The organism is Undibacterium hunanense, assembly GCF_014284335.1.
GTDB classification, from domain to species: Bacteria; Pseudomonadota; Gammaproteobacteria; order Burkholderiales; family Burkholderiaceae_D; genus Undibacterium; species Undibacterium hunanense.
The window spans coordinates 356,535-382,077 of sequence record NZ_JACOGF010000004.1; the positions used below are offsets into that span (position 1 = coordinate 356,535).

Below are 25,543 nucleotides of genomic sequence, written 5' to 3' on the forward strand. Positions count from 1 at the left end.
GAATTTAGTGCCGGGCTTGCAGGCTGAGGCTGACTCTGGGGCGCAAGTCGCGCCAGCGGCCTTCTGCCTTCCAGCGCGCTGACCAGTCGATGAACTGGTCGGCTGGCATGGGCCTGGCAATGCCGTAACCCTGGGCCAGCCGGCAGCCCAGTTCCAGCAGTTTGGCTCCGTGTTCCATGGTTTCCACACCTTCGGCGATGACCTGACGGTCGAACGCACCTGCCAGGCGTATCACGCCTTCGACAATATCCAGGTCTTCGACATCATTGAGCATGTCGCGTACAAAACTCTGGTCTATCTTGAGGGTGTCAATCGGCAGTTTGCGCAGATAGGTTAATGAAGAATAGCCGGTGCCAAAGTCATCCAGGGCGAAGTGTATGCCCATTGAACGACAGCGGTTCAGGATGGCTACTGCCTGCTCCATATCGGCGATGGCGGCTGACTCCAGCACTTCCAGTTCAAAATTGGTAGCTTGAAAATACGGATGCAGCCTTAGCGCCGATTGCAGGTAGTCGCAGAAGCCATCTTCCAGCAGGTGATGGGCGCTGATATTGGCACTGACGCACACCTGCATCCCGCGCAATTGCCAGTGATAGGCCTGTTGCAAGGCGGCTTTGATGACCCATTCACCCACCCGTTTTTCCAGCTTGCTGCCATAGATATGCGGCAAAAATTCCATAGGTGACAGAATGCCGCGTTCCGGATGCTGCCAGCGTATCAAGGCTTCCGCACCGATGACGTCACCAGTTATCAGATCCACTTTGGGCTGGTAGTAGAGGACGAATTCTTCCTGTTCCAGGGCAATTTGCAGACGTTCCAGAATTTGCCGGCGCTGTTGGGCCTTGCGGTCATTTTCGGGATCGAACAGATGATAGCGATTCTTGCCTGCTTCTTTTGCCAGATACATGGCATGGTCGGCATGTCGTAACAGGGTGTCGGCATCTACATTGTCATCCGGGTACAGGCTGACGCCTATGCTGGCAGAAATGGTGACGGTCACTTCATTCAATTGTATGGGCTGGCTGACGCTGGCAAGGATGCGATCGAGTATGGTGACGCTTTCTTCTGCCGATGAAATATCTGACAGCAGCAGGGCAAATTCATCACCACCCAGACGCGCCAGGGTATCGTCTGCACGCAGTACATGCTTGAGGTTTTCGGTGACGCTGATCAGCAGCGTATCACCGGCAGCATGGCCGTAATGATCATTGACGCTCTTGAAACCGTCCAGGTCAAGATAGCAGATCGCCACGGTCTTACCGGTGCGCTTGGCACGATTGACGGCCTGATCCAGACGGTCTGCCAGCAGACGCCGGTTGGGTGCGCCTGTCAACGGATCATAATTGGCGATACGTTCCAGTTCTGCTTCATGGGTTTTCAATTCACTGATATCGGTAAATATGCCTATGTAATGCTGTATCTCGCCCCTGGCGTCGCGTACGGAGGAAATGGATAGCAACTCAGGATAAATTTCTCCATTCTTGCGCTTGTTCCATATTTCACCACGCCAGAAATCGCTGGTGCGGACTGCATTCCACATTTCTGCATAAAAGCTGTCACTATGACGGCCCGACGACAGCAGGTTGGTGGACTGGTCGCAGATGTCTTGTTCTGTATAGCCTGTTATGCGGGTGAATGCCGGATTGATCTTGGTAATGTAGCCGTCCGGATTGACTACCATGATGCCTTCATAGCTGTTGCTGAACACGGTTGCGGCTTCACGCTGCGCCAGTTCCATGGTTTTTTTATCGGTGATATCGGTATGGGTGCCGGACATGATCAGCGGTGTGCCATCCGCAGCCCTGGAAACAATCGCGCCGCGTGTCAGTATCCAGCGCCATTCGCCCGTTTTGGTACGCAGGCGCAGTTCCAGTTCATGGGCGGCGGTGACGCCATGCCTGTGCCGGTCCAGCGATTGCTTTGACTGCAGCAGGTCTTCGGGATGCACATGGTCAACCCAGCGTTCGGGGCTTACATTCATTTCGCCGGGCTGGTAACCCAGCATGGTTTCCCAGCGCGCGCTGACCTGGAAGGTATTGGTCAGCAGATCCCAGTCCCAGTATCCCAGATCCGAGCCTTGCATGACACGCTCCAGCCTTTGTTCTCTTTCCAGCAATTCGGCGGCAGTGCGTTTTTTTTCGTCGATATCCGACAGCGTGCCAATGACCCTGAGTGGGTAGCCATGCTCATCGCGGCTGACAGCGCGGCCTTTGGCACGCATCCATTTGATGGCACCAGACTTGGTCATCATGCGATATTCAAAATCGATATCCGGTGTGTTGCCATGCTTGTGTGCCTCGATCTGTTGCAAGGTGTTGGGTAAATCATCCGGATGTACCAGTCGCTTGAAAAAATCAAAGTCACGTGTATCGGCATCTTCTTCATAGCCTGTCATGTCGTAATAATGACGCGACCGGTACACTTTGCCACTGGGGACATCCCAGTCCCACAAACCTTCGCTGGTGGCTTCAATCGCCATTTGCAGGCGTTCCTCGCTGGCCTGCAATTGCATGGCGACGAGTTTACGCTCGGTAATATCCTGTACGCTGCCATGCAGCCTGATCAGCTTGCCCTGTGCATCCTGCAAGGCTTCACCACGGGCAATAATCCAGCGATGGCTACCGTCTGACCTGACTACTTCGGCATCACAGGTATAGGCCGTATTGGTCTGCAGTGCCTGTTCGACCGCATTGGCCAGGCGGGCCCAGCTTTCGGGTGTGAAATATTTCTGTACTTCGGGGTAGACGGCAGCAGGCAATCCGGGGTCGCGGCCATAAATTTGATAGACTTCTTCCGACCAGGTATGGACATCGGTGCGCACATCCCATTCCCAACTGCCGACTGCTGCCAGCCGCTGCGCCACGCGCATGGCGGCTTCACTTTCCCTGAGTGCTGCCTCAGCCTCCTTGCGTTCGGTCACGTTGCGGGCAATGCCAAACAGGCCGATGATTTTTCCCTTCTTGTCACGCATGGGACCTTTGGTAATCATGAAGACCAGCGCCCGCCCGTCATGCGTGGCTATGTATTCATCATAGGTCTGGGTGTCGCCATTGCTGAGGATAGCCTGATCTTTTGCATGGATGCTGTCTGCCGAAGTTTTTGGAAACAGATGATGGTCATTCTTGCCTATGATTTCTGCATGCGTTTTTCCGACAAACTTTGCGCCGGCTTCATTCACGAGAATATAGCGGCCATCCACGTCCTTGACGAACACCGCATCCGAAGTACCGTACACGATGGCATCAAGCAGGTTGCGATTGCTCTGCACCTTGAGCAGGGATTTGCGCAAGGCTTCACTCAGCAGGCTGACAGCGATGCCGCTGATCACCAGGAAACTCAGTTGCAATATATCCAGCCCTGCTTTGATTTCAAAACTGTGCAGCGGTGGAATGACGAAATAAATCAGGCCCATTGTTGCTATCAGTGTGGTCAGCAAGCCCGGCCCCAGACCGCCAATCAGCGCACTGAGCACGATAGGCAAAACAAACATGATAAGCATGGGCCGGTTATCAAAACGGGGAGCTATCGCATCACGCAATATCAGTACTGATAAAGGAAGAATGATGGCCAGCAAGTAAACCAGGGTACGTGATGGCATTTGCTGCTGATAATCTTCCAGCAGGGCATGGCCCGACCATGCCTGATATTGTTCGTCCCTGGCGGGAACTGCAAGCAGGGCAAGGAACAGCAGGGCACTGGTCGTGACCACAAAGAATATGCCTTTGGCATTGGAGAGCCAGGTCATGTTGCTGACCTCATTGGCGATATTATTGTCAACATCAGCAAGGCCGGACAGCAAACTGTCAGACAAGAATATCCATGCCAGTGCCAGCAGTAAATACAGCACTGTCACAATACCAATGTAGCGATTTCGTCGCGTAGTTGTCATGGGTAAGCTGTCTTTGCAACATCAGTCACGGGCACCAGGTCTGGTCACGGCTTATGCCGTGGTATGCGATCCTGGCCACATGAATCTGCTGCAAAATGAAACTAGTCTTGCAGCATCGTCTTGTCTTAAGCAACACCGCTTGCAACGGTGCCTGATCAACTTGCTTTGCAATTATTGCGATACGGACCGTGATACAGACTGCGATACAGATTGAACTACAGATTGAAATACAGTTTTACTGGCATCCATACTTGCTGTCATCGGCAGGCGATGGCGGGGTATATGGTGATATCAAGAAAAATAAGGGAAAAAATAAGGAAAATCAGAGGTCAGCCTGAAATTGCCTTGAAGCAATTTCAAGATTAACATGCGTCTGATCTTCGCAGCTAGTAAGATGTGACAACTATGTTTTTTTGTCAACTGAGAAAAAGACAAAATTTGCAAATTAGACAAAAATTTATCTTTGGGTTGCTTTCGCGCACTGATTTATACCCGTTTTGCCTTATGTATGATTACCAAGCGTTGCACTCAATGGGGCCAGCAGGGCTTGCAGGTCTTCTGCACTGAATTTTTGTGAAAACGCGGTATCGCTACCGAGCACTCCTTCCGCCAAGGCAGCCTTGCGCGCCTGCAAGCCCAGTATGCGTTCTTCTATACTACCTTCGACCAGCAGTTTGTAGATGAATACGGCCTGGTCTTGCCCTATGCGGTGGGCGCGGGCGTTGGCCTGTTCTTCGACAGCCGGATTCCACCACGGGTCCATATGGATGATGGTGTCGGCAGCGGTCAGGTTCAGACCCACACCGCCAGCTTTGAGGCTGATCAGCATGATGGGAACCTGCCTGTCCTGAAACTGCGCGACTACCGTACCACGGCTGGCTGTTGCGGTTTTGCCGGTCAGCATCAGATAGCCAAGGTCAAGTTCAGTCAGCATGGTGGCAATCAGTTCCAGCATTTCCGTGAATTGCGAAAACACCAGAATGCGACGGCCCTCAGCTACCAGCGCCGGCAGCATGTCGGCCAGCATGTCGAGCTTGGCTCTTTCCATGTCAGGTGGCAAGTTCTTTTGGCCTTTTAGCAACTGCGGGTCGCAGCAAACCTGGCGCAGCTTCAGCAGGGCATCAAGGATGGTGATCTGTGCGCCATCAAACCCCTTGCGTTGCAGTATGCGCCTTACCTGTTCATCGGCAGCGACACGTACGCTTTCATACAGTTCACGCTGTTTGCCTTGCAGCCGCAGGCGCTTGATGACTTCGGTACGGGGTGGTAATTCTGTTGCTACGTCATCCTTGCGTCGTCGCAGGATGAAGGGGCGTACACGTTGCGCCAGCAATTGCGCCCGCAGTGTTTCACCATTGACTTCGATGGGTTTGCGCCACAGGCGCGAAAAACTGCGTATGTCACCCAGAAAGCCAGGCATTAAAAAATCAAACTGGGTCCACAATTCACCCAGGTTATTTTCCAGAGGCGTGCCCGTCATGCACAGCCTGTGTCTGGCCTGAATGCGGCGCACGGCATCGGCGCTGCGGCTGGCAGCATTCTTGACCGTTTGTGCTTCATCCAGTATCAGAAAATGAAATTCCTGCGCGGCCAGTGCATCCAGATCACGCCATAACAAAGGGTAGGTGGTCAGCACCACATCCGCCTGACGGATGTCGGCAAACAGGTCGCTGCGTTCCGGCCCTTGCAGGGTCAGAACACGCAAGGCCGGGGCCATGCGCTGCGCTTCGGCCTGCCAGTTGAAGATCAGTGAAGTCGGCAAGACTATCAGAGCGGGGATATCGAGCCGGCCTTCCTGTTTTTCTATCAGCAGATGGGCCAGTACCTGGGCGGTTTTGCCCAGGCCCATGTCATCCGCCAGTATGCCTGCCAGATGTTGCTCGCGCAGATATTGCAGCCATGCCACGCCATGCAACTGGTAGGGGCGCAAAGTCACACCCAGGCCAGTGGGTGCTGCCACGGCACGCGGGCTGCCGGTCTTTTTCAGGCGCTGCGCCAGATTCCGCAAGCCAACGTCACCTTGCAATTGCCAGCCACCGTAAGGGCCGGCGCGCGCAGGCTGGCTGTCGAGCAGGCTGACACGCAGGGCTTCCAGCCGGTAATTGTCCCAGGCGGATAATTGCACTGGCCCTTCCGTCTGCGGCCTGTCGGTCAGCAAATCCAGCATGTGGATGACGATGGCTTTCAAGGGCGCTGCCGTGGCATCAATGCGCTTACCGCCGGGGGCGCGCAATTGTATGATGGCCATGTCGTCTATCTGCCTTATCTGCCTGGCATTCAGCCAGCGGGCATCGCGTTGCAGCAGATGGGCCAGCATGGGCACCAGATCCAGTACCTCGCCTTCGATTTCTATGCCCAGGCTCAGCATCCATGAGCCCTCGCGTGCCGGCAAGCCCAGTGGTGTGATGACTTCGGTGCGGTTACGCATGCGTGACGCCACCTGCTTGCCGGTGATGGCACCGGTGTTTTCATCGATGATCAAATGCCAGGCATCGACCGGCACACTTTCATGCGCGAAACCGGGGCGTACCACAACTTGCCAGCCTAGTGCCTGCATCTCAGGCAACCTGTCGGCCCAGAAATCAGAAAAGAAGCCTTCCTGCACCAGGCTCCACAGAGGGCCAAAATTGTCGGCTACTGCCTGGTTGCGCCATTGCAGGCTTATCGCAGGCAGGGGTTGCAGGCCGATGTCCCAGACCTTGTCCAGTGCATCGGCTTCTGCCCCAAGATCACGTAACAGGCTGATGGCTTTGTTTTCTGCATCGTGCAATAACTGGGTGGAATGTGGGCGGCGGTTCAGCAAGGCGGTAGGGGCCGCTGTTTCCCAGCGCAGACCGGTATCGGTGTTATACAGCCAGTCGATTTCGACGACGGTGACACTGCCACCACGCGGGCCAAAATCACCACTGGGTTTCATGCCCAGCAAGCCATCACCTCTGTGCAGGGTTTGCAGAGTAATGCGCGGGCGGAAATGCCCGGTGACTTCAGGCAAACCACGCGGTGCCGGTTTATCTTCCTTCAAAATGCGCCTTCGCAAAACGTAGTTGCATTAAACCCAGATTGCCAAACTGCACGCTGATATCAGTATTCAATGGCACTTGCGGGCTGCCCGCATACGAACCTGTGATGATGGCTTGCCCGGCTCGCAGCCCCATGCCCTGGCTGCGCAGGAATTCTGCCAGCCAGTACAGTGGCAGACGCGGCTGGCCAGCCGGATGCTGTCCATCCAGAATTACAGCGGCTTCGCTGGCCACCTTTATACTGATGGGCATACTCCGGGTTTGACCTGCCAGTTGATGATCGACACGCGGCCCCAGCACCAGACCCTGATTGAACAGGCAATCCGCCAGATGGTCGCAGAAGGCCAACTGATCTGCATTGGCGTAGCGTGTATGGATCAGTTCCAGTGCCAGCCGTGTCTCATCAATGGCGGCGTCAACTTCCGCTGCTGTATAGGGTGTGGCTCTTGCAGGTAAATCATGCCTGAGGATGAAGGCAAGTTCCGGCTCTATCTTCACTTGCTGATTGTAGCGATCGTCACGATTGTCACGATCGTCACTCCAGACCATGTGCGTTTGTGCAGATGCTTCATGCACGTCATTGGCATAGATGGGTGCAAGCACCCATTTGTCATCAGCGGGCATACCACACTTCCAGCCGGCAATGTCCTGATGATGCAAGTCTCTGACTAAATCGCTCACTGCGCACTGTATGTCAAATGCGGCCTGCAAGCTTGTTGGGCGGCACGATACCGGCAGCGCCGGGCCTTGTTCACCAAGCAGACGTCGCTCCAGCAAAATTCTGGCGGCATGGACAGGGCCGGTTTGCTGTCTGGATTCGTTCATGATGATAGTCGGTGAAAAACTGAAGCATGTATTTTATCGCGTCGCTGCCAATCCGGTCTGGCTGGCATTCAGATTGCGCAAAGCTGACTGTATATAGGCAAACAGGCGATTGTCTATTCCCATACGTAATTCTGTCCGTTCAGCAAATACCTGCTGGATCTTCTTTTGCAGACCAGCCCTGGCACCAGCTTTTTTCAGTGACAGGGTTTGCCAGGCTATTGCCAGCTTTTGTACTTTGGGGTTACTGACGCGGGTACCGGCAACACATTCCAGATGCAAGGCAGCGATCAGCGGTGGCCAGGCAGCTGCATCTGTCAGACAATGCTGGCGCAATATCTCCATTTCATCGGGCTGGCAATAAGCGGCATAAACTGGCAGGCTGGCGCAGGCCAGGGCGCGTACCATATAGTCAAGCGTGGCCCTATCCAGTCCAGAGAATAGCTGCAAGGCTGTTTCTGCGCTTTGCATCTGATAAAACCTGATGAGTATCGCGGCATCGCCGCCACTTTCATCCTGCATGCATTGCAACCAGCGCTGGCTCAGTGATTGTGCCAGTGCATCTTGCGGTGACACCTGTTTTTTCATCAAATCGTGCAAGGCCAGGATAAGCGCAGATTTATCAACAGCGCCTCCCGTTTTTGGCTGGCGACGCAAGGCTTGCAACTCTGTGGGTGTGAAATATTTTTCGCTATTCACGGTCATCTCCAGCGCTGTCAGCCAGTCGTCAACAACAGGCAATTGCTGGTCGGCGAGACGATCAGACAGATGCAACAAGTGATCGCGCAAAGTCAGTGCGTTGTGTGCCTGTTTCTCCATCAGGCTGATCTGCTGCCGGATGATGTCACTCATGCTGACATGCGGGTCATCAAGTATGGTCCGGATTTCATCCAGCGAGAGTTGCAAGCGGCGCAGGGCCTGGATACGGTACAGGCGCAGTACGTCATCTTCATCGTACAGACGGTAAGTATTGTCGGCACGTATTGTTGGAGATAGCAAACCTATCTTGTCATAGTGGTGCAGGGCACGTACGGTCAGGCCCGCGCGTTTTGCCAATTCACCTATTTTTAATGTCATGTGACTGTTCCTGCATGGTTCGTCTTTTCAGGCTATTTGCCATGGCAGCATTAAAGCCATGCTTCGGCTTTTGCTCGTGAGAAAAGATGATAAACCCTGACCCTGGGTCATACACAACATATAAGTAGGAATTACGTAAAACAGCGCCAGCTGCGTTGCAGTTCCTCTTCTGGGTGCCGCGTAAGTCCTGATAAAGAAAAATTCAGCTTGAAATTGCTAATTTAGTGTATTACTATATTAATACACGTGGTGATTGATGTATTCAGGCTTGCCGTACTCAAACAGGCGTCATCACTGCTTTGTTCCCAGAAGGGTGCAAGCACGTCGTTTAAAAATAATGAAAGGCCAGACCATGGAGCATGAGACATGACGGTGCCAGACAATCCGCGTCAACTAAGTGCAGAGATATTTCGGGTGGTGACCGGGACCAGTGAGCCTATTTACCGGCAACTGATAGAGCAACTGCGTCGTTTGCTGGCCGGCGGGCAGGTGCTTGCTGGTGATGCCATGCCATCAGTACGTGAGGTAGCCAGCGAGTTGGGCGTCAATCCCATGACGGTCTCCAAGGCCTACAGCATGCTGGAGGCGGAGGGTTTGCTGGTGCGTCGCCGTGGCCTGGGTATGGAAGTGGCGGCCCAGTCGGATGGTAATTCTGATCTTGAATCCAGACTGGAATTATTGCGTCCCGGCCTGGAGCGTATCGCAGTCGAAGCCAGTCAGCTGGAATTGGAACCAAAGGCAGTCATCGCACTGCTGACCAGTATTCTTAAAGGAAAATAAGCATGCATGCGCAGACAACACAGACCGGGTCGCAATCAATTTCTCACCCCATACAAATCCGCGGCTTGAACAAATCCTTCAGCGGGCAATCTGTCTTGAAAGAACTTGACTGGCACATAGAGCCGGGCAGCATTGTCGGTTTGCTGGGTCGCAATGGTGCCGGTAAATCCACCCTGATTGAGTGCCTGCTGGGTCTGCGTGATGCAGATGGCGGCAGCTCGCTGTTATTTGGTGACAATACCAGGCAACTCAGCCAGGCGACCAGGGCCAGGATAGGTTATGTACCGCAACGCAGTGATCTGTTTGAATGGCTGAATGCCAGACAGATGCTGGATTATTTCCGTCAGTTATATCCGCACTGGAATGAAGACAAGGTGAATAGCCTGATGCGGACCTGGGAACTGCCTTTCGACAAGGTCATCAACAAACTGTCGGTAGGACAGAAGCAAAGGCTGTCAATTATTCGTGCCCTGGCACATGAGCCGGAATTACTGATACTGGATGAACCGGTATCCAGCCTTGACCCGGCCGGTCGTCGCGACTTTTTGCGTGAACTGATAGACAGCGTGATAGAGAAACAAACCACCATTGTGTTTTCTACCCACATCCTGTCTGACCTGGAACGGGTGGCGATGAATGTGGCATTTCTTAATCATGGCCGTATCGTGCATCAGCAGGCACTCGATGACATGATGGACAGTACCGTGCGCGTCACCGGAAAAACCCAGGTACTGGCGCAACTCACGCCAAAACGGACCCTGAGCGCATGCCGTAACACCGGCACACAGGGTGAGGACAGCGTACTAGCCCAGTTTGAGCCGCAGCAACTGGAACTGCTACAGAGTCGCCAGGACATGCGTCTGGAAAAACTGGGCCTGGAAGATCTGTTCATAGAAATGACGCGATAAAGATGTTGCGAATAATCATGCGAAGAAATTACATCCTGCAGTCAGCCGTAAAAGGTACATCATGAAAACAATTATTTCCATTTGGAAGCAGCCAGCCTATGCGCGCATCAATACCGGTGGTTTGAAAGTAATATATTTTTTAATGGTACTGATCGCCTTGCTGCCGGCGGTGCTTGTGCTGTCTTTTGGCGGAAAGGTAGAAGGCTGGATGCCGGTTTTACGGGCACTGGGCCTTGGCGTGGTGATGGCGCTTGGTATGTTGTTGGTCGGCTGGTTTCTGTTATTCATAATCAGTGTCACGATGCAATACACGCCAGCCAATGCACGTCTTGTGCCACAGTTCAAACGCCATATGCAGTTGGCGGTGGCGATTCCAGTTCTGTTGTTGCCTGCATTGTTATCCCTGACGGTGCATTTTAATTCGAAGGGGCATTTTTTCCAGACCTGGATGCTGGGCGTGTTTGGTTTGCTGGTGTATGTTGCTAGCATACGCAGCAAATGGGTGATCATTCTGCTGGTTCTCATGAGTCAATTACCAATGTGGCTGAATGCAAAAATGACCCTGCCGGATACTGGCATATGGAGCCAGCCTGTACTTATGTTTCTGGCAGGTCTGGGGATGACTATTGCAGTTTTGCATTGGGTCTTTTCCATACATGGAGACCAGCATTTCAAAAAAGAACAGAGTTTTTCCGTACTGCAAAAGGCCATGAGTGGCGAAGAAGTGCAGATGAGCCAGTACTCGATGAATTTCACGAATCCTTATAATTTTTTGCTACGTCATTGCATGCGCAAGGTAAGTCGTTTGCCAGAAACGGTGAGTCAGTTGATGCCATTTTCCATGGGATCACAGGTATTTTGGCTGACCAGTTTTTTGTCTGTGCTGGTGATGAGTATCGGCATGGGTATTTACTTCATTTTCTTTCTGAATCATTCTGCCAAATTCAATGGCAAGGATGCCTGGCTGGCGTATTTTGCAGCAATTGTATCTTTTGTCATGTTGCCGTTTATTTATACATCCGTAGTGCGTACCGCTGTATATCAACGCAGGGTAGAGCAAGGTTTGCTTTGCCTGGCCGTCAACTTGCCTGACGTGAAGCGCCAGACAGAAGTGCTGGCAGGTTTCCTGTTACGCCAGTCATTGGGGTTGTGGCTGGTGACGGCGGTCATCGTCGGCTTGACGGTGTATTTTTCGCCTGCCAGTCCATTGCTGATGGGATCGGTCTGGATAGGATGTTTTTGCCTGCTGCCCCTGAGTGTCATGACTCTTAAAAACTATGCCCTCATGAAATCACGTTATGAATCTGCCCTGTTGCTGGCTTTTGCCATGCCTTTGTTGCTGGGGTTGGTTCTGATCACGTTATATGTACAATTTCAACAGTGCCCCGCCTGGGTCATCTGCGTTTCTGTAGCCATAGTCACCGCCATAGTATTGCGCTGGCGCTGGAACCGGCTGATGCAGGTAAGTGCGGTTTTTCCTGCTGGCCGGGCAGCGTAAGAACGGTATGGGGGTAAGATGTTGCGTGCTTTGATCTGGTGTTGCAGCTTTTTTATCGCAGCCATTCTGCTGATGCCATCCGGACAATCCGGATCGGCGGCATCAGCAGGACAGGTTTGTGAACGGGCCGCTTACGAGCAATCGCTGTTGACATGCCTGCATCTGAAACTGAGGCAGGAAGCTTTGGGCTGGTTGCTTTCGTATGTGAATACGACCTATACAAAGCGCTGATTCCGAAGCAGCGCTGATTCTGAAGGCAGATCTTGCATGATTGAACGTATGGCTTATTGACCCAGCCATTTCAGTAAATCGAGCAGGCTTTGGTCGCTGGCCTTGGTATCAAATTCCTTGATGCCTATCGGTTTCAGGATGGCTTTGCCAGGCTCTGTTTCATCCAGATGATCCAGCTCTTTCTTTAAGGCCTGAATTTGCGCGGCTGTGAACTTTGGATGGGCAATCAAGGGCTGGTAAGGTTGACTCTGGCTGGTATGGATGACGCGATGGCCAGTTTTTTCCAGATTCTTTGCGACTCCGGAATAGGAGGCAATGCCGCCGACGTCCGCCAACTGGTTATCCAGATAGAAGATGACGGCTCCCTGTTCTTTGGCGTACTGGATTTTTTCTGTTTCCAGTTTGAAGCCATTGTGTATCAGTTCGGCAGAGCAGAACTTCGACATGTAGGAAATTTTTTCCGGCAATGTGATGCGTTTGCCTTTGACATCATTGATATTTTTGAGTGGCGATGCCTTGGGCACGATCAACAGGCAATTGCCATCCGGTTTGGACGTTGAAATCAACTGGTATTTGTAATCACGCACACCGCGTGCCGGATAATCACTGGGGCGGGCGATCACAAAATCCATCTTGCCGGATTTCATACCTTCTTCCAGTTGGGCGAATTCCCGTGTGACGACCACCACGACTTTTTTCCCCAGAGCCTTGCTCATTACTTCTGCCAGGCCGGTATATTTTTCTATCACCTGTGCTGAATCCAGACCACCAGATGTGCCTTCACTGACGTTCAGTGTATAGCTGCTTTGCGCATAGGCAGAGACGGCGCTCAGTCCTAGTGCACAGGCTGTAATCAAGAAAAGTTTTTTCATATACACGCCCAGATTGTTTTCTTATGGAAAGACCAACTTTAATCCAGTCATGCATGATCATGCAATCATTTTTAACATACTTTGCAGAAATGAATGTTTTTCCAACGAAATGTTGACATCAAAATATCATCGTCAATGGGCGCATAAATCTGGTATCGTTATTCAACGATTTGCGATAATTTGAAACAGGAGTAATCATGAGACTGATTTCCCACTATGGACGTTTGCTGGCCGTAGCGCTGGTATTGAATGGAATGATGCATGCCAGTGTTCTGGCACAACAGGATACCAAGGCGCAAGCCGTCAAGAAATCCAAAGTTGTTTTCCAGGTCAGCGATGGTGACAGCAAGAAATGGGATTTGACCTTGAATAATGTCAAAAATGTCATCAAAGATATAGGCAAAGACAATATCGATGTGGAAATCGTCGCGTATGGCCCTGGCATTGATATGTTCAAATTTGAATCCCCGGCAGCAAGTCGTATTGAAGAAGTGCTTAAACTGGGGGCACAGGTCATGATCTGCGAAAACACCATGCGTGCACAAAAAATCTCCAAGGCTGACATGCTGGATAACCTGGGTTATGTTGAGGCGGGAGTGTCGCAACTGATCAAGCGTCAGCAGCAGGGTTATGCCTATATTCGTCCCTGAGCCGTCCCTGATATGAAGACGATGCAGCAATTCTGGCGTGATTTGTCGTCTGCTGTCGTCGGCTGTCATGGCGCAGCGTTGCTGTTTCAAGCCGGATGACGGCTATGCGTAATCTTAGCCTGATCAGGAAAGTCGCTTCGCTATTGTTATTGATCTGTTTTGTCCTGCCCTTGTCCAAATGCGAATCTGCAAAAGAGCCTGTGACAGAAAGTGCAGAAAAGCCGGTAACAGCAAAAACACCGGTTAAAGAAACAAGCAAGGATAGCGTCTATGTAGATGGCTATCTGTATCCATACAAACTTGCACAGCAGGGTTTGAACCGTATTCAGGAAGGGACGCTGGGTTTTGGCATGCTGGATTTGCTCGAAATTGTCATCGTCTTCTTTTTGCCCTTCATTCTCTTATTCGTCCGTGAAAAACCTCAGACCATCATTACCGCTGTTGCCAGCGTGTTCGTGGGTTTTCCTTTGTTTTTCTGGGTGTTTTTTTGGGGAAATCCAGAATGGGGCGGCATCCTTGCAGTGATTTGCTGGATTGTTTTGCTGGCCATCAGTCTGATTACTCTGTTCCAGTGGTGGCGGCAACGCAAAAGTCACCGCCTGCAAGGGCTTGCATAAAGTATTGCGCAGGTTCTTACTTCATCCATCCGCGTTTTTTTCCATGCTGCATCAAATGATGCTGATGCCTATGTTGAGAGAAATTGTAAGCAAGGCTTACAACGATTGCCTATGCATTTATTTGGTGAGCGGCGTGACTTTTACTCCGTTATGTCTTGCTGATTTCGTATTACCCAGCGCATGTCCAATGAAAAAAGCGGGCCTGCGAAAACTAAAAAATTGTTACAAATTTTATATCTGACAGAGAACGTGTTTGCTTAGAATGCATGTCGATTGTTTCATTGACTTCGCAATCAGGCCTGTAGCTTCATTATGTGTGAGGTGCAGGCTGCTTACCTCACTAAGGATATATTCATGAAAATTTCAAAGCTGGCTGGTATTTTTTTGCTGTTGCCACTGACTGCCCTGGCCGGCAAGGCAGAACGTGAAATGATGAGCAATGACGTGGAACCTGCGGTCAAGGCCGCAACGACAAGTCTGAAAACGGCTTGCGGTTGCGACGTCAAATTCAATATCAAGGCAGACAGTTTTCAAACCACTGACGACCTGTTCAAGATCAAGTATTTTGCTTCCACGATCAAGGATAATGCTGCTGCCTACTGTACTGACCCTGCCTCCAAAAAAGCCATTTGCAAGATGAAGTCTATCGAGTTCAGTAAGGCTGCTTCCACCACGCTTACATTTGCTGGCAGCAAAGTTACCGCGACCACGGATGGAACATCCCAGCCTTCATGGGAAATGTTGACCCGGGAAGTGGACAAGTAAAACCTCTTGAACATTATTCTGCCGGTCTGATTCCTGCATGCCCATGTCTGGTCGGATGTGTTTCTTCATGGTAATTGGGCGCGCGGGTTTGCATGGTGTTGGCATTGCCCAGTATCGTGGTGGTGGTCAGCGCTGGTTTGTCGTCACGCCAGCAAGCCAGGGCAGAATTGCGGTTGCCATGCAGGTCGATGATGATGCGTCGTTTTTCTGGTTCCGGAAGATCGTCGTCCGGCCTGGTTGGTCGTGTTTTAGGGGGCAGGACGATGGCATCGCCTGGCTGCACCCATAAATCAGCCAGGCAAATTTCCTGCACATAGGGGCGCCAACGTGCCACGCTGATGACCAGGGGACGCTCATCCTGGGAGAAAAACACATGCGGAAAATCATGGAATTCCAGATCGGTCGGATTATACGTCAGCAGTTCACGGCGACGTGCGCCTCCCAGGTAAGGTGACTGATAGCCAGCCCATTTGCCATAGGTATATTGGGCCATGATTAAACCTTCATACTCAAAACGCAGGCACTCACCGCTATGAAGCAGCGTCATGCCAAAGGCCTGCACGCTTTCTTTGCTTGCAAGTAGTGTTTCGTATTCGACTTCCGTCGTGTTGAAATTGAACCCGGTAATTTCGTAAGGATGACCATCGTTGGGTATGGTCTTGGTTTGATGACTGATGCCCTCGTATTTGATACCTAGCGACAGATCAGGATTATCCGCTGCCAGACTGATTTCCTGACCGAAAGGCAATCGCAATTGCCTGCCATGGCCACCCTGATTATAAAGAAATGGATAGGTGTTGAAAGACAGCAAGTCTATATACGGGCCATCTTCGATGAAGATGGGGGCGTCAAAGTGTGAGTCGCTCACGGGGCACTCCTGAAAGGGCTTGAAGAAGGCGGAATCCGGATCGGTTTTTTCCCCGGCTTGGCCGCATATTCTCATGCTATCTTGTTATGCATTCCTTGTGCCAGTTTCTTGATAAATTTGTAGACGTGGGCATGTCTTTGCCGTCATATTTTTTCAAAGGCCATAAAAAAAAGGGGACCTTGCAGGCAAGGTTCCCGGATCATTTTCTTTTCAGAGCGTTTGATGCTGTGCAGGAATAATGTCCTGTATCGCCATTATTTAGGCATTAATACGGTATCAATCACATTGATGACACCATTCGATTGATACACATCATAAGTGCTGATGCTGGCGACGTTGCCGCTTTCATCCTTGACGCTGATATTGTGCGGACCATTCATCGTGAACCATAATTTTCCGCCACTGGCTGTTGCCAGTTCTATGGGGCCGCCCTGTTTTTTGATTTGCGCAGAAAGGCTCATGAAATCATGTTTGCCAGGTACTACGTGATACGTCAGGATCTTGGTCAGTGTGGCTTTGTTTTCCGGTTTGACCAGGGTGTCGACAGTACCTGCCGGCAGTTTGGAAAAGGCGGCATTGGTTGGTGCAAACACGGTGAATGGACCTTTACTTTTCAGCGTGTCCACCAGTCCGGCCGCTTTGACTGCGGCAACCAGTGTTGTGTGATCCGCAGAGTTGACAGCGTTATCGACGATGTCTTTTGTTGGAAGCATGCTTTGGCCGCCGACTGTTACATCAGCAGCTCCAGCGATAGAGCTTGTAGCGATGGCAGCTGCGAAGAGCAGAGCGTAGTTAAATTTGCGCATGATCATTTCCTTTTAAGATAAGTGCGAGATCGCATAATCTTCTACGGGATATAAAACGCATTGGTTTCAGTTATTTATAAAAATGTGAAAACAAGCTTTCTGCGCATCGCCATGTTTCACTGATCAATGTTTGTCATCGTGACCCATGCGTCAGGTAGTCGCCGTTCTTCAAGCGCCAGTTTGCATGCGACTTTTCCCCCGCACTCATTTTCCCCTATTAATGATCTAGGTTCTGAAGCTTCATGCCATCGAACCGTACTGTACGCACGCAATCAGGGCATGAATATTTAAAAATTGTGAATCCGATTTCTTGTTTTTCACGTAATAAGACTTGATAAGAATAAAAATCAGCTTGATTCCCATATTGCAGGATGAGGAAATTTCAAAAATTCATGCAGGTAAGCAAGCAGGTCTGGTTATTGCTCGTGGAATATAAAAAGGATGAGGAATTTTTATTCCCTCATACAAATAAGCTTCAAAAGATAAAATTAGTATAAAAATATTAACGGAGCCATAATGCAAAAAACGAAAATGAACCGCGTACTACGGGCCTGTTTCGGTCTTTTGCTGATACATACGTTTGATGCAGTACAGGCACAAGAACAGACACAGGCAGTACAGACAGATAAGTCAGGCAAACCAGAAACAATAGCCACAGTGCAAGTGCTGGGTAATTACGATAATGCTCTTGGCACCAGTAATGCTGCCAGCCAGGGTTCGGTGACATCGAATCTGGTCAGTAACCGGCCAGCATTGCGCACAGGAGAATTGCTGGAGTTTGTACCCGGCATGATCGTCACCCAGCATAGTGGTGACGGCAAGGCCAATCAATATTTTTTGCGTGGTTTTAATCTTGATCATGGCACTGACTTTGCGACCTTTGTGGATGGCATGCCGGTGAATATGCGTTCGCATGCCCATGGTCAGGGGTATTCTGACCTGAATTTTCTGATGCCCGAACTGGTGCAGCGTATCGATTACAAGAAGGGCACGTATTTCGCCGATGAAGGTGATTTTGCTTCTGCCGGTGCGGCGCACTTGCGTCTGGCTGATAAATTGGGGGCGGGTATCGCCAGCCTGACTTTGGGGCCTTATGCTTATCAGCGTGCTGTACTGGCAAATTCCATGGCTGTGGCGAATGGCAATTTGCTGTATGGCCTGGAAGTGAACCGTAATGACGGCCCCTGGGTGAATCCGGAAAACGTGCGTAAATACAGTGCTGTCTTGCGCTATAGCCAGGGCACGCACGATGATGGTTACAGCCTGACTGCAATGGCGTATAAGAATCGCTGGAATTCTACCGATCAGATACCGCTACGTGCAGTTGAATCGGGACAGATCAGCAGGTTCGGTGCGATTGACACCACAGATGGGGGGCAGAGTTCACGTTACAGTCTGTCATATGCAATGAAAAAACGTAATCAGGATGGCGTGTTTGAAATGGATGCCTATGCCGTGCAATCCAGCCTGGACCTGTTCAGCAATTTTACTTATTTCCTGAATAATCCAGATATGGGTGACCAGTTCAGCCAAAGCGAAAAACGCCAGATGCTGGGGCTGAACATCAGCCAGAGTTGGCCGCTGAGTATCGCGGATCTGGAGATGCATAACAAGATAGGCGTGCAACTACGTTACGATAAACTGTCGCCGGTTGGTATTTACAACACCGTTGCACAGCAACGCATATCGACGATACGACAAGACAACGTCAAAGAAGCCAGCGCTGGTTTTTATGCAGAAAATTCCATCCAGTGGTTACCCAAGTTTCGCAGTATTGCCGGCCTGCGTTACGATACGTATCGCTTTGATGTCAACAGCAGCATAGACGGTAATTCTGGCAAGGCCAGTGATCATATCGTATCGCCCAAGTTGTCACTGATCTTCGGCCCCTGGAATAAGACCGAGTATTTCATCAACTATGGTACGGGCTTCCACAGCAATGATGCACGTGGCACTACGCAAACGCGCCTGCCAGATGGTGGTGTATCAACACCTGTTACGCCTCTGGTAAAAACCAAAGGCGCAGAACTTGGCATGCGTACAGAAATCATTCCTGGCCTGCAAAGCTCGCTGGCACTGTGGCGTCTGGATATCGCTTCTGAGTTGCTGTTTGTTGGTGACGCCGGTGAAACCGAACCCAGCAGGGCCAGTCGTCGTACCGGCATAGAATGGAACAACCATTACATCGCCGCTCCCTGGTTGTTGTTTGATCTTGACCTGGCCGCATCGCGCGCACGTTATACGCAGAACGATGTGGTGGGCAATTATGTTCCTGGCTCCATCGACAGGGTAGCGTCTTTTGGCGTGACGATGACCGACATGGGGCGCTGGTATGGTGGCTTTGAATTGCGTTATTTCGGCCCACGCCCATTGATCGAAGACAATAGCGTGCGCTCTTCTTCCACCACGCTGGCCTATGCACGTGTGGGTTACAAGATCAATGCCAGAACCAGGCTGACCATGGATGTGTTTAATCTGTTCAATAAACAGGCCAGCGACATTGATTACTATTACCAGTCGCGACTGTCACGTGAAAATGTGGATGGTGCCAGCGACATCCATTTTCACCCGGTTGAACCACGTTCGGTCAGACTGACGTTGACGCATAATTTTTGATACTGGTGACGTTTGCCCGTATAGATATTTGCCTCACGCATCCTCAGCGAGCTTGCTTGCGCATAACAATAAAGCTGCCCAAGCCCAGCAACACACCCATTACAAAACCATATCCGTGGCCTGCCTTGATGCCTGACGCTACATACAGATCAAGTGCGGCCTGTATGGCGATGATGACTGCGCTGAATAGTGTGACACGAGGGTTTGCCCGCAATACAAGTGCGGCACCGCATAGCGCCATCAACGCCTGTGAAGCACCATCAGTGACCAGCGTGGGGTAGTACCATACGCTGGCTATCTGACCGGTGATGCCACCTGCCACATAGATGGCAAGAAAGATGCGCCATCCATACCGTTTTTCTATCGCATTGCCGATGACGACGATGCACATGGTATTGAACAGCATATGCAGGAAATGCACATGCAAAAATTGCGATACCAGCAAACGCCACCATTCATGCGTAGTCCATAAATCACCGGTTACCGCTCCGAATTGCGGTAGCAGCAGGGATTTTTGTGTGGCAAAAATTGACTGATCCAGCATCATGGCGACGATAGTCCACCCTGCGAGGATAAGTATGGCAATGCTGAACGTAGCGGGACTACCTGGGCGATATGTCATGCAGTAATTGGTTGAATAAGTTGACGGTGTTGCGTAATGATAGCGGCAGAAGAGTAGCTTGCGGCTACGGACCTGCTTGCTGTTGCATAGCCGCAGTTTACTAGCGTCAAACTTCCTCAAACAAGTAAAAAACCAAAGATTTTGTGCGTTGCGCCAAAAATAGTGTTTGCATTTTTCCGTTCCTTATTTGATTATATGCGCAAATAGTATTATTTGAGCTTGATCAAATTCAGATCGCTAAAACTGTGCACAAAAAAGCATACGGCTGGTTGCAGTGGTAAAGCATACTGACCTGTATGGACGAAGTATCTCATTGGAAAGTTTCAGTATCATGTCTATCCAAGTCAAAAAATCTGGCCAGTTGCGCCGTGCGCCTGAGAATTTTCTGGATGCGCCCTTGCGTCAGGCTATCAGTGAACATGGCTTGAATGATGAGCGGCGTGGTTTTCTGCGCAAGAGTTTTGCAGCAGCCACGGCGGCACTGGCATCTGGCGTGGCAATGGCCAGGCCAGGCAGCGTGCCCGAAGGTGATGGTGACCCGCTGATACTGAATTTACAGGATCACGCCAAGACCCTGGGCAATCCGGTTGTCATGCAGGGGTATGGCCAGCCTTCCAGATTTGAAGCGAATTTGCAGCGTCGGCAATCGCCCGGCTTGACGCGCGTGCCGCAGGCTTCGGTTTCTTTTGCGCCACTGCAAGGCTTTTTTGGCATCATCACTCCCAGTGGACTGCATTTTGAACGTCACCATCAGGGTTGGATAGATATCGACCCGGCCCAGCATCGTTTCATGATCAATGGCCTGGTGCGTGAAGCCAAGGTGTACACCATGGACGACCTGATGCGCCTGCCCTCGGTATCGCGCATGCATTTCATCGAATGTGGCGCCAATAGCGCGACCGAATGGGGCAATGTTGCCGTACCCACCGTGCAGTACACGCATGGCATGTTGAGTTGCTGTGAATTTACTGGCGTACCGCTGTCAGTGTTGCTGGACGATTGCGGCATTGATCGCAAGAAGGCCAAATTTGTACTGGCTGAAGGTGGCGATGGTTCTGCCATGACACGCACGATAGATATTGCCCGTGCCATGGATGATGTCATCGTCGCATATGGCATGAATGGCGAAATGTTGCGGCCAGAAAATGGCTATCCACTGCGTCTGGTGGTACCAGGTGTGCAAGGTGTATCCTGGGTCAAATGGTTGCGTCGTATTGAAGTTGGTGACCAGCCCTGGGCAACCAAGGATGAAGCCATCCATTACATTGATCTGCAACCCAGCGGCCTGCACCGGCAATATACCTCGGTGCAGGAATGCAAGTCGGTCATTACCACACCTTCCGGCGGGCAGATGCTGCTGGAAAAAGGTTTTCACAACATCACCGGCTTGGCCTGGTCAGGGCGTGGCAAGATCAAGCGCGTGGATGTCTCTGCCGATGGTGGTCGTAGTTGGCGCACCGCCAGGCTGGAAGGCCCGGTACTCGGCAAATGCCTGACACGCTTCAATATCGACTGGAACTGGGATGGTGCACCGGCCATCCTGCAATCGCGTGCCATAGATGAAACTGGTTATGTCCAGCCCAAAATCGCACAGTTGCGCGAAGTGCGCGGTACCAAATCGATTTATCACAACAATGCCATTCAGTCGTGGAAGATCAATGAAGACGGCGAGGTTAGCAATGTACAGGTCGCTTAAGATGAATACGCTGACTAAGCTCATGGGCATGCTTGTCCTGACCGGGACGGTATTGCTTGCCAGTGCCGCGGACTATAACAATATAGGCCGCGCAGCGACTCCCAAGGAAGTCGCTGCCTGGGATATCGATGTGCGCCCCGACTTCAAGGGTTTGCCTAAAGGGCGCGGCAGTGTAGACCAGGGCCAGCAAGTCTGGGATGGCAAATGCGCTTCCTGCCATGGCACTTTTGGTGAATCTAACCAGGTGTTCACCCCCATCGTCGGTGGCACCACAAAAGAAGACGTCAAGAATGGACGGGTTGCTGCCTTGACCGGTAATAGCCAGCCACAACGTACTACCCTGATGAAAGTGGCGACGGTGTCGACGCTATGGGATTACATCAACCGCGCCATGCCCTGGAATGCACCCAAGACCCTGACGACGGATGAAGTGTATGCGGTGACTGCTTATATCCTGAACCTGGGCGGGGTGGTTGCCGACGACTTTACCATGTCGGACGAGAACATTGCCGACGTACAGAAGCGCATGCCGAATCGACTGGGGATGAGTCAGCAGCATGGCTTGTGGCAAACCACAGGCAAGCCCGACGTGAAGAATGCCGCCTGCATGAAAGACTGTATCAAGGAAGTGACAATCACCTCTGAATTGCCGGTTTTTGCGCGCAGTGCCAATGGCAATCCTGTTGAACAAAATCGTACTGTCGGTGCTGTGCGGGGCGTGGACCTGAACAAGGCTGCTGTCATCAAAGTCAGCCAGCCTGCTGTGGATGAAGGTTTTAAACTCGCCAAGCAATATGCCTGTGTCGCCTGCCATGGTATCAAGGATAAAATTGTTGGCCCCGGCTTTGCCCAGATTGCGGCAAAATATAAAGATGATGCCAGCGCAGAAACCAGTTTGACCAAAAAAATCAAGGCCGGTGGCAGTGGTGCCTGGGGTGATATTCCCATGCCACCACAAGCCCATGTCAAGGATAGCGAAATCAAAACCATGCTGAACTGGATTTTGCGACAATAATCCGACATAAATTTTTTGCAGGTATGTCATATCGACGGAACGAATTCGCGTTAAGCTATATCGAATAGAATTCAATTCAATTAAATTGCATCATCAGGCAAATGCTCACTCAGGAGACAGTAATGAAGCAGGCAATCAAGAACAATGCTGACAGTCAGCAACGCCGTGATTTTTTACGCATTTCCACCATATTCGGTCTGGCTTTTGCCGCTGGCTTGCTGAAGCCGTCCGATGTGTTTGCTGCAGAGTGGCAAGCCAAGGCATTTGAAGCCAAGAGCCTGCAGGATGCGTTTGCTGCACTGGGTGCAGGTAGCCCAACTGTCAGCGCCGACATCGTGATCGGTGCGCCAGATATCGCCGAAAATGGTGCGGTTGTGCCCGTCAGCGTCAGCAGCAAAGCTGCCAATACAGAATACATTGCGATTCTGATAGAAAAAAACCCGAATGCCATGTCAGCGGCCTTCAATATTCCAGAAGGCACAGAAGCCTCCGTCAGCACCCGTGTCAAGGTAGGCGAAACATCGAATGTGCATGCGCTGGTGAAAGCAGATGGTAAATGGCTGGTAGCATCTAAAGAAATAAAAGTTACTTTAGGTGGCTGCGGCGGTTAAATTATAAGACCTCTCAACACAGAGGCACAGAGACACAGAGGCGCACAGAGAAACCTGAAGAGTGAGACCGGAATGTAGGTTGGGCTACGATTTATCAGCCCAACACTCAGAGTGTTAATCACGCATTCAATTATCGTAAGCCGAGGGGGCGGCCTGCCAAGAGTAACATGGTACGCACTACTCAAACTGTATGAATGATTCCTCTTGCTTTTCTCTGTGTCTCTGTGGTGAGCTTTCAGGTCTTGATCAGGTATTCATTTAAAATGAAGTGTAGTTAGTTAAAAAAGGGAGACATCATGGGCGATCCTATGCGTATTCGGGCGGCAGTTACTGGCGACGTTGTCGAAGTAAAAGTATTGATGCGTCACGATATGGAAACCGGTCAGCGTAAAGATCTGGAAGGTAAGGTCGTACCTGCACATTTCATCAAGACCTTGCAAGCCAAATGGAAAGACAAGCTGGTGCTGGATGCGCAGTTTGGTCCTTCAGTTTCCAAGGATCCTTTTCTGTCCTTCAAGTTCAAAGGTGGCGTTAAGGGAGATAAAGTGTCGGTCACCTGGATAGACAGCAAAGGTGACCAGCGTACCGATGAAGCAGCCATAGCCTGATAAGGAAACCCCATGTCACGTCTTGCTCTCAAATCAGTGTCATGTATGTCGGTTTGCCTTATGTTGACACTGTCTGCCCTGTCATCTGTGCAGGCCCAGACTGCAAATCCATCATCGAGCGATGAAATCGCCAAATACAGGCAAATGCTGGCTGATGGCAACCCGGCCGAATTATGGGAAATGCGCGGCCAGGAACTCTGGCAAAAAAAACTGGGGCCAAACCAGCAATCACTGGAGCAATGTGATCTGGGTAAGGGGCCGGGTGTGACCAAGGGAGCCTATGCAGAGTTGCCGCGCTATTTTAAAGACACCAACAAAGTCATGGATCTTGAGCAGCGTCTCATGCACTGCCGTATCAATCTGCAAGGCTTGACGCCTGAGCAGGCACGCAAGACTCCCTTCGGTTCTGCCGGCAATCCTTCCGACATCGAAGCGCTGGTTGCTTTTCTGACGGCAGAATCGCGTGGCATGAAGCTGGCCATCAGTACCAAACATCCAGCAGAAAAACAGGCTTATGAAATTGGTAAAAAGATTTTTTATTACCGGGCCGGCTCGCATGATTTTTCCTGTGCATCCTGCCATTCTAGTGATGGGCAGCGCATACGCCTGCAAGACTTGCCGAATTTGAATAACAAGACCAATGCCCAGGCCGCTTATTCTACCTGGCCTGCTTACCGCGTTTCGCAAGGCGAAGTCCGCAGCATGCAGCACAGGTTGAATGATTGCTTCCGCCAGCAACGCTTCCCCGTGCCTGACTATGCTTCAGACACCATCACTGCATTGACCATGTTTCTGGCAAAGTTTGCCGATGGCGCGGTCATGAATGCACCTGCCTTAAAACGCTAGACGCCAAGGGGATACGCATGAAAATTTTACGCTTGCACCACGTCAGTGTCTTGCTGGTCGCCGCCTGTTGCACGACACAGGTTCTTGCTGCCGAACCTGATTATGCCAAGGCTGCCCTTGACATGATGAAGGCTGACTTCAAAGCCAAGGGTCCTGCCACCATGGAACGCATGGTGCAGCAGGATGAAGCCCAGGCATTATGCAGTGCCAATCCACAGGGTTTGAAACCCAAGCCGGCAAAAAAACTGGAACAGGCGCAACTGGCTGCCGTTAAATATCCGGCAGATGGCCAGTATATGGGCGACTGGAAGAATGGTGAAAAAATCGCCCAGAATGGCCGTGGCATGCAATCGTCCGATGCTGTGGGTTCTGTGAATGGCGGTAATTGCTATGCCTGCCATCAGATGAGCAAGACTGAAATTTCTTTCGGTAACATCGGGCCAACCTTATATCAATACGGAAAACTGCGCGGGGCCAGTCCAGAGATAGTGAAATATACCTGGGGCAAAATTTATAATGCGCAAGCTTATAACGCCTGTTCCAAGATGCCGCGTTTTGGGCATAACGGGGTGTTGACTGAGGCGCAGTTGAAGGATGTGATGGCCTTGTTGCTGGATGTGGAGTCCCCGGTAAACAAATAGGGCACTGCGAGTTGAATACAAATGTTTTGCTGCTACCGAAGCAAGTGTATTTCATCTTTACTCTGACCTCATTTACGTCGCTCCA

General features: G+C 51.2%; 21 protein-coding genes. 13 read left to right on the forward strand and 8 right to left on the reverse strand.

From position 1 onward, the window contains the following. Positions 1-4: 4 nt before the first annotated feature. The 4 genes from H8L32_RS10330 to H8L32_RS10345 all read right to left on the reverse strand — a co-directional run bounded on the left by H8L32_RS10330 (position 5) and on the right by H8L32_RS10345 (position 8,808). Positions 5-3,889 carry a PAS domain S-box protein gene (locus tag H8L32_RS10330; protein WP_186947103.1) on the reverse strand — a complete coding sequence of 1,295 codons (3,885 nt, stop codon included), beginning with the start codon at positions 3,887-3,889 and terminating at the stop codon, positions 5-7. A gap of 502 nt (positions 3,890-4,391) precedes the next feature. Continuing rightward, positions 4,392-6,911, reverse strand: coding sequence for a DEAD/DEAH box helicase (locus tag H8L32_RS10335; RefSeq protein WP_230412142.1), 2,520 nt, complete (start codon positions 6,909-6,911; stop codon positions 4,392-4,394). Next, complete coding sequence (locus H8L32_RS10340) at positions 6,898-7,734, reverse strand: fumarylacetoacetate hydrolase family protein (RefSeq protein ID WP_186947104.1); 837 nt, start codon at positions 7,732-7,734, stop codon at positions 6,898-6,900. Before H8L32_RS10340 ends, H8L32_RS10335 begins: the two co-directional genes overlap by 14 nt. Positions 7,735-7,767: 33 nt before the next feature. Then, entirely contained in the window at positions 7,768-8,808 is a 1,041-nt protein-coding gene (locus H8L32_RS10345) for a MerR family transcriptional regulator (protein ID WP_186947105.1), read from the reverse strand. A gap of 366 nt (positions 8,809-9,174) precedes the next feature. Here H8L32_RS10345 and H8L32_RS10350 point away from each other — a divergent pair, with 366 nt between their 5' ends. The 3 genes from H8L32_RS10350 (at position 9,175) to H8L32_RS10360 (ending at position 11,994) form a co-directional block, all read left to right on the forward strand. Beyond that, positions 9,175-9,588 (forward strand): GntR family transcriptional regulator, encoded by a 414-nt coding sequence (locus tag H8L32_RS10350; RefSeq protein WP_186947106.1) that lies wholly within the window; start codon positions 9,175-9,177, stop codon positions 9,586-9,588. Between the two features lie 2 nt (positions 9,589-9,590). Next, a complete protein-coding gene (locus H8L32_RS10355) occupies positions 9,591-10,496 on the forward strand; it encodes an ABC transporter ATP-binding protein (RefSeq protein WP_186947107.1) in 906 nt (301 codons plus the stop codon). Positions 10,497-10,557: 61 nt separating this feature from the next. Then, positions 10,558-11,994 (forward strand): hypothetical protein, encoded by a 1,437-nt coding sequence (locus H8L32_RS10360; RefSeq protein WP_186947108.1) that lies wholly within the window; start codon positions 10,558-10,560, stop codon positions 11,992-11,994. Positions 11,995-12,278: 284 nt separating this feature from the next. Here the strand turns inward: H8L32_RS10360 and H8L32_RS10365 are convergent, their stop codons facing one another. Further along, positions 12,279-13,097, reverse strand: a complete 819-nt coding sequence (locus H8L32_RS10365; protein ID WP_186947109.1) for a phosphate/phosphite/phosphonate ABC transporter substrate-binding protein — start codon at positions 13,095-13,097, stop codon at positions 12,279-12,281. Positions 13,098-13,294: 197 nt separating this feature from the next. Here H8L32_RS10365 and H8L32_RS10370 point away from each other — a divergent pair, with 197 nt between their 5' ends. The 3 genes from H8L32_RS10370 (at position 13,295) to H8L32_RS10380 (ending at position 15,129) form a co-directional block, all read left to right on the forward strand. Then, positions 13,295-13,747, forward strand: a complete 453-nt coding sequence (locus H8L32_RS10370; protein ID WP_186947110.1) for a DsrE family protein — start codon at positions 13,295-13,297, stop codon at positions 13,745-13,747. A 104-nt stretch (positions 13,748-13,851) separates the two neighbouring features. After that, positions 13,852-14,364, forward strand: a complete 513-nt coding sequence (locus H8L32_RS10375; protein ID WP_186947111.1) for a hypothetical protein — start codon at positions 13,852-13,854, stop codon at positions 14,362-14,364. A gap of 354 nt (positions 14,365-14,718) precedes the next feature. Further along, a complete protein-coding gene (locus tag H8L32_RS10380) occupies positions 14,719-15,129 on the forward strand; it encodes a hypothetical protein (protein ID WP_186947112.1) in 411 nt (136 codons plus the stop codon). 13 nt (positions 15,130-15,142) lie between these two features. Here H8L32_RS10380 and H8L32_RS10385 read toward each other — a convergent pair whose 3' ends face one another. Both H8L32_RS10385 and H8L32_RS10390 read right to left on the reverse strand, forming a co-directional pair. After that, positions 15,143-15,997, reverse strand: a complete 855-nt coding sequence (locus H8L32_RS10385; protein WP_329605173.1) for a hypothetical protein — start codon at positions 15,995-15,997, stop codon at positions 15,143-15,145. Between the two features lie 254 nt (positions 15,998-16,251). Further along, positions 16,252-16,803 (reverse strand): fasciclin domain-containing protein, encoded by a 552-nt coding sequence (locus H8L32_RS10390; RefSeq protein ID WP_186947113.1) that lies wholly within the window; start codon positions 16,801-16,803, stop codon positions 16,252-16,254. Between the two features lie 516 nt (positions 16,804-17,319). Between H8L32_RS10390 and H8L32_RS10395 the strand changes: the two genes are divergently transcribed. After that, complete coding sequence (locus H8L32_RS10395; protein ID WP_186947114.1) at positions 17,320-19,419, forward strand: TonB-dependent receptor; 2,100 nt, start codon at positions 17,320-17,322, stop codon at positions 19,417-19,419. 43 nt (positions 19,420-19,462) lie between these two features. Here the strand turns inward: H8L32_RS10395 and H8L32_RS10400 are convergent, their stop codons facing one another. Beyond that, positions 19,463-20,041 carry a rhomboid family intramembrane serine protease gene (locus tag H8L32_RS10400; protein ID WP_186947115.1) on the reverse strand — a complete coding sequence of 193 codons (579 nt, stop codon included), beginning with the start codon at positions 20,039-20,041 and terminating at the stop codon, positions 19,463-19,465. A gap of 331 nt (positions 20,042-20,372) precedes the next feature. Between H8L32_RS10400 and soxC the strand changes: the two genes are divergently transcribed. The 6 genes from soxC to soxX all read left to right on the forward strand — a co-directional run bounded on the left by soxC (position 20,373) and on the right by soxX (position 25,458). Then, positions 20,373-21,737 carry a sulfite dehydrogenase gene (gene soxC / locus H8L32_RS10405; protein ID WP_186947116.1) on the forward strand — a complete coding sequence of 455 codons (1,365 nt, stop codon included), beginning with the start codon at positions 20,373-20,375 and terminating at the stop codon, positions 21,735-21,737. Positions 21,738-21,759: 22 nt separating this feature from the next. Beyond that, positions 21,760-22,752 (forward strand): c-type cytochrome, encoded by a 993-nt coding sequence (locus H8L32_RS10410; protein ID WP_408058859.1) that lies wholly within the window; start codon positions 21,760-21,762, stop codon positions 22,750-22,752. A 122-nt stretch (positions 22,753-22,874) separates the two neighbouring features. Continuing rightward, positions 22,875-23,363, forward strand: coding sequence for a thiosulfate oxidation carrier protein SoxY (gene soxY / locus H8L32_RS10415; RefSeq protein ID WP_186947118.1), 489 nt, complete (start codon positions 22,875-22,877; stop codon positions 23,361-23,363). A 296-nt stretch (positions 23,364-23,659) separates the two neighbouring features. Then, positions 23,660-23,971: a thiosulfate oxidation carrier complex protein SoxZ gene (gene soxZ, locus H8L32_RS10420; RefSeq protein ID WP_186947119.1), complete on the forward strand. Its 312-nt coding sequence runs from the start codon at positions 23,660-23,662 to the stop codon at positions 23,969-23,971. Positions 23,972-24,031: 60 nt separating this feature from the next. Then, positions 24,032-24,817 (forward strand): sulfur oxidation c-type cytochrome SoxA, encoded by a 786-nt coding sequence (soxA, locus tag H8L32_RS10425; RefSeq protein WP_230412143.1) that lies wholly within the window; start codon positions 24,032-24,034, stop codon positions 24,815-24,817. A gap of 17 nt (positions 24,818-24,834) precedes the next feature. After that, entirely contained in the window at positions 24,835-25,458 is a 624-nt protein-coding gene (gene soxX / locus H8L32_RS10430) for a sulfur oxidation c-type cytochrome SoxX (RefSeq protein ID WP_186947120.1), read from the forward strand. Positions 25,459-25,543: the final 85 nt, after the last annotated feature.

What these genes read in the sequence shown, in the direction of transcription:
- soxZ (WP_186947119.1), top strand. Translation starts at nt 23,660, where the DNA reads ATGGGCGATCCTATGCGTATTCGGGCGGCAGTTACTGGCGACGTTGTC.
- soxA (WP_230412143.1), top strand. Translation starts at nt 24,032, where the DNA reads ATGTTGACACTGTCTGCCCTGTCATCTGTGCAGGCCCAGACTGCAAAT.
- H8L32_RS10345 (WP_186947105.1), bottom strand. Translation starts at nt 8,808, where the DNA reads ATGACATTAAAAATAGGTGAATTGGCAAAACGCGCGGGCCTGACCGTA.
- H8L32_RS10370 (WP_186947110.1), top strand. Translation starts at nt 13,295, where the DNA reads ATGAGACTGATTTCCCACTATGGACGTTTGCTGGCCGTAGCGCTGGTA.
- H8L32_RS10395 (WP_186947114.1), top strand. Translation starts at nt 17,320, where the DNA reads ATGCAAAAAACGAAAATGAACCGCGTACTACGGGCCTGTTTCGGTCTT.
- H8L32_RS10365 (WP_186947109.1), bottom strand. Translation starts at nt 13,097, where the DNA reads ATGAAAAAACTTTTCTTGATTACAGCCTGTGCACTAGGACTGAGCGCC.
- H8L32_RS10330 (WP_186947103.1), bottom strand. Translation starts at nt 3,889, where the DNA reads ATGACAACTACGCGACGAAATCGCTACATTGGTATTGTGACAGTGCTG.
- H8L32_RS10340 (WP_186947104.1), bottom strand. Translation starts at nt 7,734, where the DNA reads ATGAACGAATCCAGACAGCAAACCGGCCCTGTCCATGCCGCCAGAATT.
- H8L32_RS10390 (WP_186947113.1), bottom strand. Translation starts at nt 16,803, where the DNA reads ATGCGCAAATTTAACTACGCTCTGCTCTTCGCAGCTGCCATCGCTACA.
- H8L32_RS10355 (WP_186947107.1), top strand. Translation starts at nt 9,591, where the DNA reads ATGCATGCGCAGACAACACAGACCGGGTCGCAATCAATTTCTCACCCC.
- soxY (WP_186947118.1), top strand. Translation starts at nt 22,875, where the DNA reads ATGAAGCAGGCAATCAAGAACAATGCTGACAGTCAGCAACGCCGTGAT.
- H8L32_RS10360 (WP_186947108.1), top strand. Translation starts at nt 10,558, where the DNA reads ATGAAAACAATTATTTCCATTTGGAAGCAGCCAGCCTATGCGCGCATC.
- H8L32_RS10350 (WP_186947106.1), top strand. Translation starts at nt 9,175, where the DNA reads ATGACGGTGCCAGACAATCCGCGTCAACTAAGTGCAGAGATATTTCGG.
- H8L32_RS10375 (WP_186947111.1), top strand. Translation starts at nt 13,852, where the DNA reads ATGCGTAATCTTAGCCTGATCAGGAAAGTCGCTTCGCTATTGTTATTG.
- H8L32_RS10400 (WP_186947115.1), bottom strand. Translation starts at nt 20,041, where the DNA reads ATGACATATCGCCCAGGTAGTCCCGCTACGTTCAGCATTGCCATACTT.
- soxX (WP_186947120.1), top strand. Translation starts at nt 24,835, where the DNA reads ATGAAAATTTTACGCTTGCACCACGTCAGTGTCTTGCTGGTCGCCGCC.
- soxC (WP_186947116.1), top strand. Translation starts at nt 20,373, where the DNA reads ATGTCTATCCAAGTCAAAAAATCTGGCCAGTTGCGCCGTGCGCCTGAG.
- H8L32_RS10380 (WP_186947112.1), top strand. Translation starts at nt 14,719, where the DNA reads ATGAAAATTTCAAAGCTGGCTGGTATTTTTTTGCTGTTGCCACTGACT.
- H8L32_RS10410 (WP_408058859.1), top strand. Translation starts at nt 21,760, where the DNA reads ATGGGCATGCTTGTCCTGACCGGGACGGTATTGCTTGCCAGTGCCGCG.